12 protein-coding genes are annotated in these 13,289 nt (G+C 62.3%); 3 read left to right on the top strand and 9 right to left on the bottom strand.

Going from position 1 to position 13,289, the window contains the following annotated elements:
- The 6 genes from otsA to IB248_RS03200 form a co-directional block, all read right to left on the bottom strand.
- On the bottom strand, positions 1-1,377 hold the full coding sequence (gene otsA, locus IB248_RS03175) for an alpha,alpha-trehalose-phosphate synthase (UDP-forming) (protein WP_192240294.1): 1,377 nt from the start codon (positions 1,375-1,377) through the stop codon (positions 1-3).
- Between the two features lie 41 nt (positions 1,378-1,418).
- Entirely contained in the window at positions 1,419-2,213 is a 795-nt protein-coding gene (gene otsB, locus IB248_RS03180) for a trehalose-phosphatase (RefSeq protein WP_026371517.1), read from the bottom strand.
- Positions 2,214-2,302: 89 nt separating this feature from the next.
- Positions 2,303-3,766, bottom strand: coding sequence for a carboxypeptidase (locus IB248_RS03185; protein ID WP_192240398.1), 1,464 nt, complete (start codon positions 3,764-3,766; stop codon positions 2,303-2,305).
- Between the two features lie 147 nt (positions 3,767-3,913).
- Positions 3,914-5,206, bottom strand: a complete 1,293-nt coding sequence (locus tag IB248_RS03190) for an MFS transporter (protein WP_192240295.1) — start codon at positions 5,204-5,206, stop codon at positions 3,914-3,916.
- Positions 5,203-5,880, bottom strand: a complete 678-nt coding sequence (locus IB248_RS03195; protein ID WP_192240296.1) for a FadR/GntR family transcriptional regulator — start codon at positions 5,878-5,880, stop codon at positions 5,203-5,205. The genes IB248_RS03190 and IB248_RS03195 overlap by 4 nt, the downstream gene beginning before the upstream one ends.
- Positions 5,881-6,329: 449 nt before the next feature.
- Positions 6,330-7,241 (bottom strand): pirin family protein, encoded by a 912-nt coding sequence (locus IB248_RS03200; protein WP_192240297.1) that lies wholly within the window; start codon positions 7,239-7,241, stop codon positions 6,330-6,332.
- A 259-nt stretch (positions 7,242-7,500) separates the two neighbouring features.
- Here IB248_RS03200 and IB248_RS03205 point away from each other — a divergent pair, with 259 nt between their 5' ends.
- The gene (locus tag IB248_RS03205) at positions 7,501-8,310 is read left to right on the top strand and encodes a class II glutamine amidotransferase (protein ID WP_192240298.1); all 810 of its coding nucleotides are present in this window, start codon (positions 7,501-7,503) and stop codon (positions 8,308-8,310) included.
- Here the strand turns inward: IB248_RS03205 and coaBC are convergent.
- On the bottom strand, positions 8,303-9,508 hold the full coding sequence (gene coaBC / locus IB248_RS03210; protein WP_192240299.1) for a bifunctional phosphopantothenoylcysteine decarboxylase/phosphopantothenate--cysteine ligase CoaBC: 1,206 nt from the start codon (positions 9,506-9,508) through the stop codon (positions 8,303-8,305). The genes IB248_RS03205 and coaBC overlap by 8 nt on opposite strands.
- Before the next feature lie 123 nt (positions 9,509-9,631).
- On the opposite strand from coaBC, the gene IB248_RS03215 reads away from it, so the two are divergent.
- Together IB248_RS03215 and IB248_RS03220 are read left to right on the top strand one after the other, a co-directional pair.
- On the top strand, positions 9,632-10,039 hold the full coding sequence (locus IB248_RS03215) for a DUF2946 family protein (protein WP_192240300.1): 408 nt from the start codon (positions 9,632-9,634) through the stop codon (positions 10,037-10,039).
- A gap of 63 nt (positions 10,040-10,102) precedes the next feature.
- Positions 10,103-11,473, top strand: a complete 1,371-nt coding sequence (locus IB248_RS03220; RefSeq protein WP_192240301.1) for a PepSY domain-containing protein — start codon at positions 10,103-10,105, stop codon at positions 11,471-11,473.
- A gap of 128 nt (positions 11,474-11,601) precedes the next feature.
- Here IB248_RS03220 and IB248_RS03225 read toward each other — a convergent pair whose 3' ends face one another.
- Both IB248_RS03225 and IB248_RS03230 read right to left on the bottom strand, forming a co-directional pair.
- Complete coding sequence (locus IB248_RS03225) at positions 11,602-12,339, bottom strand: SDR family oxidoreductase (RefSeq protein ID WP_018855151.1); 738 nt, start codon at positions 12,337-12,339, stop codon at positions 11,602-11,604.
- Positions 12,340-12,471: 132 nt separating this feature from the next.
- Positions 12,472-13,236, bottom strand: coding sequence for an SDR family oxidoreductase (locus IB248_RS03230; protein WP_192240302.1), 765 nt, complete (start codon positions 13,234-13,236; stop codon positions 12,472-12,474).
- Positions 13,237-13,289 lie beyond the last annotated feature (53 nt).

A 13,289-nucleotide genomic window follows, 5' to 3' on the forward strand; every position in this document is an offset into this window, starting at 1 on the left:
TCAGGCAGCCAGGTCATTGAGGAAGTCGTCGCACCAGCGCGACACGTCGTGCTCAAGCAGATAGTCCATCATCCGCTGCCAGCGCTCGCGGCGCTCTTCCATCGGCATGTTCAGGGCGCGCGCCAGCGCGTTGGCCGTTCCTTCGATATCATAGGGATTGACCAGCAGCGCGCCGCTCTTCAATTCGCGCGCCGCGCCTGCAAAGCGGGAGAGCACCAGAACGCCGGGATCTTCCGGGTCCTGCGCTGCGACATATTCCTTTGCCACGAGGTTCATGCCGTCGCGAAGCGGCGTGACCAGTCCGACTTTGGCGAGCCGATAGAGACCGGCGAGGATTGGGCGGCTGACGGAGCGGTTGATATAGCGGACCGGCACCCAGTCCACGGTTCCCAAGGCACCGTTGACGCGGCCTGCCTGCTCCGCGACGGTGCGTTGCATCTGTTCGTATTCCGGCACCTCCGACCGCGATTTCGGGGTGATCTGGAGATAGGTGACCTTGCGCTGGTGGGCCGGATTGTTGACGACGAAGCGCTCGAAGGCATCCAGCCGCTGCGTGATGCCCTTGGAGTAATCCAGCCGATCGACGCCGATGATCAGGTCGCGGTCCTTGATGCTCTGCCGCGCCCTCTGCACCATGTGATGGCTGCCGGCCCTCTTGGCGAACTCGGCAAAGGCGGCCGTCTCGATGCTGATGCCGTAGGCTCCGCCCTTGAAGACCTTACCATTCGCCGTGAAGCGGCCGTCGCCGATGGCATCGCCCATATCCTCGCGGCGAAGGCAACCGGCGAAGTTCTCCAGATCGTGGTCCGTCTGGAAGCCGACAAGATCGTAGGCCGCAAGTCCGTGCATGATCTCCTCGTGAACCGGCATGGTGTAGAGCACATCGGCGGGCGGCCAGGGAATGTGCAGGAAAAAGCCGATGCGGTTCTTGAAGCCCATCTGCCGCAATTCCGCGGCCAGCGGAATCAGATGGTAGTCATGTACCCAGATGATGTCGTCAGGCTTGAGCAACGGCGCCAGCCGATGCGCGAAGAAGCGATTGACGCGGAAATATCCCGCCATCTCCTTGCGGCCGTATTCCGCAAGGTCCAGCCGATAGTGACAGATCGGCCAAAGCACGCGATTGGCGAAGCCGAAGTAGTATTCCTCGACGTCCTTGCCGGTGAGATCGGTCAGTGCATAGGTGATCTTGCCTTCCTCCGTCAGGGAGAGCGGGCCGGGCTCGTTGTTTTCGCTCGACTTGCCGGACCAACCCATCCAGATACCGCCGCGGTCTTCCAGCGCCGCCTTCAGCGCCACCGCCAGTCCGCCGGCCGAGGCTGCGCCCTCCTTCACGGGAGCTGGCACGCGATTGGAAACGATGACGAGACGGGACACGAAAATTCCTTTCCTGGGAGGGCAGCACCTGGTGCTTGGGATCAAACGGCGAGCTGCGCGATCAGTTCCCGCACCGCCGACGCCGAAGGCAGCGTCAAGGCGGCGGTGGTGTCGGAGGGCGAGCCGACCCGAACGGAGAGGCCGCCCTGGCGATTGGCGACACGGAACATCGCCTCATCCGTGACGTCGTCACCGATGGTGATCGGACGCCTGCCGGCAAATGGCGGCATCGAAAGAAACGCCTCTATGGCCTGACCTTTGTCGGCGCTGGCCGGTCGGATTTCGAGAACCATCTTGCCGCGCTGCAAGGTCCAGTCGGGCCCTACCTTGGACAGCATCGCCTCCATGATCGGCTCCACCTCTGCCTGCCTCTGCGGCACAAGGCGATAGTGAGCGGCAACGGCGGCGCCTTTGTCTTCCACGATGACACCGTCCAGGCTTTCAGCCGCCCTGCGAAGATCCGCTTTCATCGCTTCGAATGCGCCAGTGGTCTCGGCTTTCGCGACGCTGCCATCAGGTCGACGGAGTTCGGCGCCGTGTAAGCCGGCGATCGGAAAACGAAATGGCGCAAACAGCGCGTCGGCATAGGCAAGCGCTCGCCCTGTTACCAAGGCAAGCGCACCGCCAAGCCTTCGCGAGACCGCGTCAAGCGCCGCCGGCAAAGACGGCGGCACGACAATCGCGTCCGGCATCTCGGCCAGGTCAAGCACCGTCCCATCGATATCGAGAAAAAGAGCGCAGTCTTGAGGGGAGGACGAAAGGGCGCTCAGCAATTCCGTCTGCCCCGAGGCCGGTTGCGGCATCGTGGCAGGAAATGGCTTACTGGGGTATGACATGGTGACTTACCTATGTCGGCATCGGCCGAAGGCAACCCATTTTGGCGTAAAACGCGAGAAAATCTCAGGTTTTCGCGTTGGATACCAGTTCATTCAGCCGGCATTGCAGCGGAACGTCCGGCGAAGAAGGCCCTGGCACCGGCGGTGAAGGCAGCGCGCTGGTCGGCCCGCGTATAGAACATGTGGCCGCCACGATAAACCTTCAGCGCCACGCGCTCGCCGGCAAGCGACGCCGGCAGGTGGTCGACAACATAGCGGCTCACCCCATAGGGCGTCACGAGATCGCTATAGCCATGGGCGATCAGCAGGCGGAATTTCGGATTGGAGGCGAGAAGCTGGCGGATATCGTCGGTAACGCTCGCCTGCCGCATGGAACCGCCGCCACGCCCGCCCCATTCCCACTTGCGATTGATATCGCTGTCGAGCAGCGAATAGGTCATCTCGGTCTTGAATCCGAGTTCACTGCGCGCATAGTCGGCGAAGGCCCCGCCATAGGCACGGGTGAAGCCGTCGAGGATGGCGTCGTCGCCGCGATCGGAGTCTGATTCCGGATAAGGATCGGGCGTCGAGAACGCCGCGTCGTAAGGGCTGACAACGCGCCCGTCCTGCCCTTCTGATTGCTTGGCGTAAGCATTTCCGAGGAAGCCACGGTTCTTCTCAACGACATCTGAGGGGATCCCGGTCATGCCGGCAATTTTCTCGTAAAAGGCCTTAGCGGCTTCGCCTGTTGGCGTCGGGCCGGCGAGTGTCGTGAGATAGTCGCCAAGCGCAAATTTCTCCGCATCGCGCTGTTGCCCTTCATCGAAAGCGCTGCGTCTGTCCATGTGCGCTGCTGCAAGCGAGGGGAATTCGAGTGCCGCGCCGAGCGCAAACTGATCAGCATTGAACATCAGTTGCCCCTCGAGCAGCGGCGAAAGCATGATCGCGCCCGAGACGATAATGCCCTGGCTGTCCTTCAGGGCGCCGGCCACCTTGGCGGCGCGAAAGCCGCCATAGCTCTCGCCGAGAAGATACTTGGGCGAACCGGATCGATTGTTGTGAGTGACATAAAGAGCGATCGCCTTCGCGATGCTCTCTGCGTCGGAATTGACGTTGTAGTATTTGGAGGCGTCGTCGGCCTTGGCGGTCCGGCTCCAGCCAGTTCCGATCGGATCGATGAAAACAAGATCAGTAAAGTCGAGCCAGGTGTGCGGGTTGTCGACCAACTTCGCGGCGGCCCCATCGTCGCCTTTCGGGCCGAAGTCCAGGATACGCGGCCCCATCAGGCCGAGATGCAGGAATGCCGACGCCGCACCGGGGCCGCCATTGAAGGCAAAGGTCAGCGGGCGGTCGGGGGCGCCTTTCTTGGCGACATAGGCCGTGTAGAATATAGCGCCTGTTTTGGTGCCGTCTTGCGCGAAGAGATCAAGCGTTCCGGCCGTGGCCACATAGTCGAGCGTCCGGTCGCCGATCTTCAGTGCGTGTTGGGTGACCGAGTCCTCCGGCAGCAGCTTCAGTACGCCGTCGCTCGATGAGGCCCGTGTGGCAGGTTCGCCTCGACCCTCCTGCGACATGGCGGGTGCGAGTGGCGCCAGCAAGGCTGTTGCAAGCAGGATGGCGGATAGGAAACGCAAAACTTGTCCTCCGACGGAAGCGGTATTGGAGGCGTAACCTAAACATCGCCGTCTGGCGGGAGAAATCAACAGATGGTGAGGGGGGCGTTAGTCCATTTTTTCGATCGTCTGCGCATTCACATATTCCGCGCGGCCGGCGTTCCAGCCGTTGATCGCAGCCCCGGCGCCAAGCGCGACGAAAAGCACGGCCGACCACGCAAAGCTGCCGGTCCAGCCGCGGATGAGCCCGACGACCAGCGGGCCAATCGCCGCAAGCAGGTAGCCCACGCATTGCGCCATGCCGGAAAGATGGGCCGCCACATGCGGATCGCGGGAGCGCAGCACGATTGTCGTCATGGCGACGGCGATCAGGCCGCCCTGGCCGATGCCCTGCAGCACGGCCCAGACCCAGATCGTCGAGAGCGGCGCAAACAGTAGGCCGAGCAAGGCGACGACGGCGACGGCACAGAGCGACGCGTTGATCAGTCGCTGATCCTTGCCCCTCACGGCGATCTGCGGAGCTACAAGGCAAGCCGCGGCCTGAACCATCACCGATACCGAAACGATCGCTCCCGCGGTGACACCGTCAACGCCGCGCTCGCGCAGGATGGGAACGAGCCAGCCGAATACGCAATAAGCCAGAGCAGACTGCAGGCCCATGAAGAGCGTGACCTGCCATGCCAGCCGGTCTCGCCAGAGTCCTTGGACGGAAAAGCCGCTGCGCTTGACCTGGCTCTTGGTGGACAGCACTTGCGGCAACCAGATGATCCCGACGATCAGCGCGGGCAGCCCCCAGGCGGCCAGTGCGCTGGAGAGCGAGTCGCCGAGAACGTGCTCGAGCGGCAACGTGAAGCCCGCAGCACTTGCCGCGCCCGCGCAGAGCGCCATCGTGTAGAAGCCGGTCATCAGCGCGGCGCGATCGGCAAAGTCACGCTTGACCAAGCCAGGCAGCAGCACGTTGCCGACAGCAATGGAAGCGCCGGCGAGCGCGGTGCCGATAAACAGTAGCGGAACGGATGAAAGGCCCCGGAGCGCTGTCCCGAGGGCCAGCAGGATGAGTACCCCCAGAAGCGTACGCTCTGCTCCGATTCGTTGGGCAAGCCGCGGCGCCACTGGCGAAAAAGCACCGAGGCAGACGACGGGCAGGGTGGTCAGCAAGCTGGCGCCGAGCGACGAGAGGCCGAGTTCCGTCTTGATTTCGGGCAGCAGCGCGGAGGCGCTGGAGAAGACCGGCCGCAGATTGAAGGCGATCAGGACGAGACTAATCCCGAGAAGGAAGCGTGCCGCTGCACTGCTGCCCACTGGGGGTTGTGGTTGGGGAACGCTATCGGCTTCGGCATCGATAAGTTGCTCGTCCGCGAGGTCGTAGACCTCCGCGGAGTCCTGAAGGGGGGTGGTCATGAATGGAGCATCCGGTCGAGAGCGCTGATGATGGGAGCCATGAAGCGGCGAACGGCCGCGTCGGCCTGTTGCGGATCGCCGGTGGCGATCGCGTCGATGATGTCGGTATGCGCCTGCAGATCAGGCTCGGGAATCTCATTGTCCAAAGTCGCCGCGATCGTTTCGGCGATCGAGGCGGAGAAGAACTGATAGATCTCAACCATCGCGCGGTTGCCGGAAGCCGCAATGACGGCTTGGTGGAAGGCAAGGTCGCGTTCGACGAAGCCGCTTTTGTCGCCGCCTTCGAAATTGCCCCGCTTGGCGAGAAGCGCCCTCAATTCCGCAATGGTTTGCGGAGTTTGTCGTACCGCGGCCAGCCGCGCCGCCTCGACATCGAGTGCACACCGGGCCTCGAAGAGATCACGCAGACCGGCACGACGCGCCATGGTGAGCGGCAGCCTCGTATCGGTGGTAGACAGCACGTAGGTTCCGGAGCCCTGCCTGGTTTCGAGAAGGCCCTGCGACACCAGCACGCGGACGGCTTCCCGTATGGTGCCGCGGCTGACGGAGAGCATGGACGACAGCGTTGCCTCGTTGGGCAGTTTTTCCCCAACGGCCCAACGCTTACCCAATATCTCGGCGCGGATTGCCTCGATGGCCGTGTCGGCAAGCTTCGTTTTTGCGAGTGGTTGCATCGTCGGTATTCGTAAAGTCATTTGATGACTTTACGAATACGCCAAGATCGTGGGCGTCGTCAATCCTGTGATGGAAAATGAAAAGGGCCGCTCGAGGCGACCCTTTCCATGAGTTCTGGCCTGTAAATGGCCGGACCGTCAAAGCGATCCTAGGAAGGTGGGGCTTAGAGCGAGGGCTGCCTCGCTTTCATCACCACTTCCATGCCTTTTACGAGGTCTGAAATCTCATTAGACATTGGATCACCTTCCTTTCGTTCTGTTGTCGATGGAAAGAAGGTAGGATGATTCGTCCGCGATGCAAGAAAAAACCTCGGCCGAGTCGCTGCCACATCTTCAGGAATGCCCGATTTCATTTCCTCGCTGTCGGGAATACGCCAACGTTTACAATGAAATGTTGTTTCGTTGTGTCGATATACAGATTTAGTGGTAGCGCCTGTGGATAAGCCGGCTCAATGTGCGGCCTTGATGAAGGTGCCGTTCTGCAGTTCCCGCATCGCCTGCATGATCTCCTTTCGCGAGTTCATGACGATCGGCCCATGCCAGGCGACCGGCTCCTCGATTGGCTTGCCCGAAACGAGCAGAAAGCGGATGCCTTCGTCGCCGGCCTGCACGGTCACTTCATCACCGCTGTCGAAGACGACGAGCGTGCGGTTGCCGGACATATCGCGAATGTTCAACTCCTCCCCGTTGACCTCCTTCTCGACGCGGACGCCAAACGGCTTGGAGGCGTCGCGGAACGTGCCGGAGCCTACGAAGATATAGGCAAAGGCGTTGCGATAGGTGTCGACGGGCAGGCGCTTCTTCTTGCCCGGCGGCACCGAGACGTCGAGATAGATCGGTTCGGCAGCCACGCCGTCAACCGGGCCCGCCTTGCCCCAAAAGTCGCCGCAGATAACGCGTACGGCAGTGCCGTCGTCGTCGACCACGACAGGAATGTCGGCTGATTTGACGTCCTGATAGCGTGGCGCCGTCATCTTTAGCGACGAGGGCAGGTTGGCCCAAAGCTGGAAGCCGTGCATCCGTCCGGCGAAATCGCCCTTCGGCATTTCCTGGTGCATGATGCCGCTGCCGGCCGTCATCCACTGGATGTCGCCGGCGCCGAGCAGGCCGCGATTGCCGAGGCTGTCGCCGTGCTCGACCGTGCCGGCGAGCACGTACGTGATCGTCTCGATGCCGCGATGCGGATGCCACGGAAAGCCACGGATGTATTCGGCCGGATTGTCATTGCGGAAATCGTCCATCATAAGGAACGGGTCGGTCATTGACGGATCCCCGAAGCCGAAGACGCGATGCAGCTTCACGCCGGCGCCCTCTATCGTCGGAGTTGCAGTGCTCATATGCTTTACGGGACGGATCGACATGGCATCCTCTCGAAGGGTTCAACTTGCCCGGGACTATAGCCGCCTGACCGGCATCCGCGAAATCAGCCTGCCCGGCAACGCACTGTTCACAAAAGAAGATGCGCCATTGCGCAATGTGATCGCGTCCGCCGCCGGAAATTTGTCATCTTCTGCTTGCAAGCCACGAGGCCGTTCAGGTCTTATTAACCATCGGATTCGACAATCACTGTCGCGTTTCGGCATTCTCCCGCCTCAGGGCGGGCTCGGGAGTGGAAAGAGCATGTGTCGCTGGGCAGCCTATCGTGGAGACCCCCTCTATCTGGAGGAACTGGTGTCCTCGCCCGCGCACTCCTTGATCGAGCAGTCGCATTGCGCCACCCGCGCCAAAACCCCCACCAATGGCGACGGCTTCGGCATCGCCTGGTATGGCGACCGGCTGGAGCCAGGGCGCTACCGCGATACCTTGCCGGCTTGGTCCGACTGCAACCTGAAGAGCCTTGCGCGGCAGATCCGGTCGCCGTTGTTCTTGGCGCATGTGCGGGCCGCCACCGGCGGCGGCACGCGGCGCGACAACTGCCATCCCTTCACCTTCGGCAACTGGTCCTTCATGCACAACGGCCAGATCTCAGGCTTCGAACGGCTGCGCCGTCCCATGGAGGCCATGCTAGACGATGAGCTTTTCAACGCGCGCGGCGGGACCACCGATTCCGAACTGATGTTCCTGCTCGCCCTGCAGTTTGGCCTGCGCCAGACGCCGATGGCAGCCATGGCGGAGATGATACGCTTCGTAGAGGGCCTTGCCGAAAACGTCCTGGGTTCAGTCTTGGTGCGCTACACGGCCGCCTTTTCCGATGGCAAGTTACTCTATGCGATCCGTTATGCGACCGACCGCAAGGCGCCGACGCTCTACGCGTCTCCTGTCGGCAGGGGCTATTGCCTGGTGTCCGAGCCGCTCAACGACGATGTCGATGCCTGGGCGGAGATCCCGGATGGCAGTGCCGTTACGCTTGCCGACATTGGCCTCGATATCGCACCGTTTCGTCCGGCGCTGGCCGTGGCAAAGACCGCCCCGGTCGCGATTACTACTTGAGCCGTTCGGCGATCATCGCCGCGAGCTTCGTCGCAACCTCTTCCTTCGCAAGGTCTGGCCACTGTTCGATGCCGCTGTGAGCGACGATCTTCACCCTGTTGCGAACGCCGCCCATGATGCCGGTTGCGGGCGAAACGTCGTTGGCGACGATGATGTCAGCCCCCTTGCGTTCGAGTTTCGCCATGGCGTTGCTCTCGACATCCTGGGTCTCCGCCGCAAAGCCGATCACCAGCTTCGGCCGCAGCGTGTGATGACCGACGGTCTTCAGAATATCGGGATTTTCAGTCAGCGCGAGCGTCGGGATGGATTCGCCCGGATGCTTCTTGATCTTCTGGTCGGCGGCCGAGGCAACACGCCAGTCGGCGACGGCCGCAACCATCACCGCGACATCGACGGGAAGCGCGGCGAGAACGGCGTCGCGCATCTGGTCTGCGCGCTCGACGTGAATGACCTTCACACCCATGGGATCAGGGACCGAGACTGGCCCGGAAACGAGTGTCACATCTGCCCCAAGGGCGGAGAGGGCGGCGGCAATCGCGTGCCCCTGACGGCCGGAAGAGCGATTGGCGATGTAGCGCACAGGGTCGATCGGCTCATGAGTCGGCCCCGAGGTGACGATCGCCTTGCGGCCGCTAAGCGGCCTCGGTCCATCGTTGAGCAGCGCTTCCGCGGCCGCGACGATCTCGAGCGGCTCAGCCATCCGGCCGACGCCCGCTTCGCGGCTCTCCGCCATCTCGCCTGACATCGGTCCGATAAAACGGATATGGTCGCCGCGCAGGGTCTCGACGTTGCGCTTGGTTGCCGGATGCGCCCACATGTGCGGGTTCATGGCGGGGGCGGCGAGTACCGGACGGTCGGTCGCAAGCAGCACCGTCGAGGCAAGGTCGTCCGCAAGCCCATTCGCCATCTTGGCGAGCAGGTCCGCCGTCGCCGGCGCAATCAGCACGAGGTCGCAATCGCGCGCCAGCCGGATATGGCCGACATCCTGCTCGTCCTGGCGGGAGAAAAGATCGGTGAACACATGATCGGCGGCGAGCGCGCCGACGGCAAGCGGCGTCACGAATTCCTGCGCCCCCGTCGTCATCAGCGGTCGCACGGACGCACCCCGCTCCCTGAGCCGTCGGATCAAGTCCAGGCTTTTATAGGCCGCGATCCCGCCTGAAATGATGAGGAGGATGCGTTTGCCGCTGAGAACCATGGCTTTTCCCATCGATTATCTGATTGCATCAAACCCTAAGCCTTTGGGGAATAATAAGCAATCGGCACCGGAAGCGCGTTGGTCGCAGTGACAATGCTGCCCTCTTGTGGCATGGAGCGAAGCATGGGGACCATGCGAAGCATCTTGCGGGATCGGGTATCGGCCAGCGCCGTCGCGCTGCTGGTCGCCTGTCTATTCCTGATCCAAGGACTGCTGAGCGGCACTGTGCAGGGTTCCATGGCGGCGTCCGCCGTCGATCCCTTCGCAATCATCTGCTCTTCAAGCGGACACGGTTCCATCGACGATACCGGACATGGCAACTTGCCGGCCAAGAAGGCGCCCGAGTGCCCGTGCGGCACGCTCTGCCGTCTGGCATCGGCTGCCATGCCGGCAGTTCTCGCCGCGCAGGCGGCGGTCCTCTACGTCGCAGTCGAAACTGCAATCGACGCAGCGATCCGAACCGATGCTGACGTTTCGCCCGCTTTACGCGGGCGGATCGCTGAACCGCGAGCACCTCCCATTACTGCCTGACGTCATCGCTCGACCTCGCGCGCGTCACGCCGAGGTTCGATTTTCCTACGTTGGGAGTCCTCCATGTCCGATCTTACCATCGGTCGCGAGAGCGTCAGCGCCTCCGCGCGCTCCGCCTCCGACCTCTATCGCGCCGTCTGGCGCTGGCATTTTTACGCAGGCCTTCTTGTCCTGCCCTTCATGATCACGCTGGCGATCACCGGCGGCCTCTACCTGTTCCAGGATGAGATTGACGCGGTGATCCATTCCGAACTCAAGCGCGTCGAAGTGCAGCAAGGCGCAAACCGCGCGGCACCTTCCACGATGGTGGCTGCTGCCCTTGCTGTTTACCCCGGAATTGCAGTCAAGTTTACCGACCCTGCCACGCGCGATGCCTCTGCCGAAGTCACCATCGGCACCGAGGCGGAAGGCAAACTTGCCGTCTACGTCAATCCGTATACCGCTAAGGTGCTGGGCGCGTTGCCGGATCGCGGCACTGTCATGTGGACGATCCGCTACCTCCACAGCCTCAAATATTTCGGCAACTACGCGCGTATGCTGATCGAGATCGCCGCCGGATGGTCGATCCTGTTGGTTGCCACCGGCGTCTACCTCTGGTGGCCACGCCTACAGACAGGCGGTGTTCTCTCCGTTCGCGGCACCCCTAAGCGGCGGGTCTTCTGGCGGGACACTCATGCGGTCACCGGTATCTTCGTCGGCTTCTTCATCGTCTTCCTGGCCATCACAGGCATGCCTTGGTCGGGGGTCTGGGGCGGCAAGGTCAACGAATGGGCCAATGGCAACAACTTCGGCTATCCCGCGGGCGTGCGGGTTGCCGTGCCTATGTCCGACGAGCATCTCGACCACGTCGCCAAGACATCCTGGTCGCTGGAGCAGGCGCAAGTACCGCACTCGTCAGGGCACGCCCATCATGCACAGGCGATTGGCCTCGATGACGCCGTAGCCACCTTTGATCGTCTTGGCCTGCATCGGGGTTACGCCGTCAACATACCAACCACAGCGGATGGGGTGTTTACCGGATCGGTCTATCCCGACGATCTTTCCAAGCAGCGGGTCGTGCATCTCGACCAATATTCCGGGACGCCGCTGATCGACATGAGCTATGCCGACTACGGTCCGCTCGGCAAATCGCTCGAATGGGGCATCAACACTCATCTCGGTCAGCAGTTCGGGCTTGCGAACCAACTGGTGCTGCTTGCCGCTTGCGCGGCGATCATCCTGCTTGCGGTTTCGGCGGCCGTTATGTGGTGGAAGCGACGCCCAGCGGGCTCGCTCGGCGTCCCGCCGATGCCTGCTGACAAGCGTGTTGTCCGCGGCCTGATCGCGATGCTCGCTGTTTGCGGAGTGTTCTTCCCGCTCGTTGGCCTGTCGCTGGTCGTCATGCTGGCAGCGGACTGGGTCTATATCAGGAGCAGGACGAAGCGTTCGGCGTAAGTGCGGGCCGCGATCCGGTGCTTCTCCTCCCCGCCGTCGTCCTCATGATGCCGGCTGACGAACACGGAAAGGCCGCGGAGGAGAGGGGTCCGCGGCCTTCTCAGGCATCCTCTGATGGGTCTCGGTCCTCAGAGGTTACTCATCCCGCCATCGATAACGAGCTCACTGCCGACGATGTAGGGAGCCTCGTCGGAGGCGAGGAAGATGATGGTTTTGGCGACTTCGCCGGCATCGCCGAACCGGCCGACCGGGATCTGTGCCGCCCTTGCCTTGGTGTCGGTTTCCGACATGCCGAGCTTGCCATAGAGCGGTGTCGCGATGGGCCCGGGGCTGACGGCGTTGACGCGAATGCCGCGGCCGATCAGTTCACCGGAGAGCGTCTTTGCAAGCGTCAGCAGCGCGCCCTTGGTTAGGGCGTAGACGCTCGAATTCGGCATGCCGATATGGGCATTGATCGACGTGTTGAGAACGATCGAAGCCTGCTTCGAAAACAGCGGCAGAAGGGCCTGGATCAGAAAGAAAGGTCCCTTGACGTTGATCGCGACCGACCTGTCGAAGGCTTCCTCGCTCCATTGTTCGAGCGCACCGAACTCCGCCACGCCGGCGTTGACGAAAAGAATGTCGAGATGCCCGAAGCTCTCCTTGATCGCGCCGGCGACGACCTTCTGGCCGGCTGCGTTGCCGGCATCCGCCTGGATGACCAACGCCTTGTCGCCAAATTCGGCACGGGCCGCCGCGACGCTCTTTTCGCTGCTGCCGGTGATGGCAACGCGAGCGCCTTCGGCGATGAATTGACGGGCGGTTTCGAGGCCGATGCCGCTGGTGCCGCCGGTGATCAGGGCTGTCTTGTTCTGTAAGCGTGCCATTGTCGTGAGTTCCTGTGTTCCCGTTGGGCGAGCGCCCGTTGCTGCCTTGGATGATGTGATGAAAATGCCGTCGCGATAATCCGCTCTTTTCCGGAAAGCTTGTCCAGTCAGAGCGGATAGTCGAACGCAGGATCAGGTCCGGGTGATCGATGCGCCACCATCGACCAACGAGGCCGTACCGGTGACGAAGCTCGAGTCGTCGGATGCGAGGTAGAGTACGGAGCGCGCAAGTTCCTCAGGCGCTGCGACACGCTTCAGCGCATGCAGGTTGGTGATGAAGCTCTGCTTGCCCTCAGTGTCGTTCATCTCGCGATACATGTCGGTATCGACCGCACCCGGCAGAACCGCGTTTACGCGCACGTTCTTCGGGCCGAATTCGGCGGCGAGCGCCTGCGTCAGGCCAATAAGGCCGGATTTGCTGGCGGCATAAGCGGCAACGCCGGGAAAGGCGAAGCTGTAGCCGACGAAAGTCGAGGTGAAGATGACGGAGCCGCCGCCATCCTTTTCCATCTGCGCGATCTGATGCTTGGCAGCCAGGAAGGAGGCCGTCAGGTTGATCGTCAGCGCTTCGGTGAAACCGGCCTCGGAAACACCGGTGCTCGGGCCGGCTTCGCCAATGATGCCGGCATTGTTGAAGGCAATGTCGAGCTTACCGTAGCGCTCGACGGCGGTGGCGACCAGCGCCTTGTGATAGTCTTCCGAGCGGACGTCGCCGGCAACAGCAACGGCATATCCGCCGGCTGCCTTGATCTCTGCGACCAGGCTTTCGAGTTCAGCCTGGCGGCGGGCGCCGACGACGACCTTGGCGCCTTCGGCCGCAAAGAGCTTTGCCGTTGCGCGACCGATGCCGGCACTTGCGCCAGTGACGATGGCGACTTTTCCATTCAAGCGGTTCATTGTTGCATCTCCAGTATGGGGGTTGGGATGGCGATTGCCGTCCCTTTCGATGG

The organism is Rhizobium sp. RHZ01, assembly GCF_014851595.1.
Lineage (GTDB): Bacteria > Pseudomonadota > Alphaproteobacteria > Rhizobiales > Rhizobiaceae > Rhizobium > Rhizobium altiplani.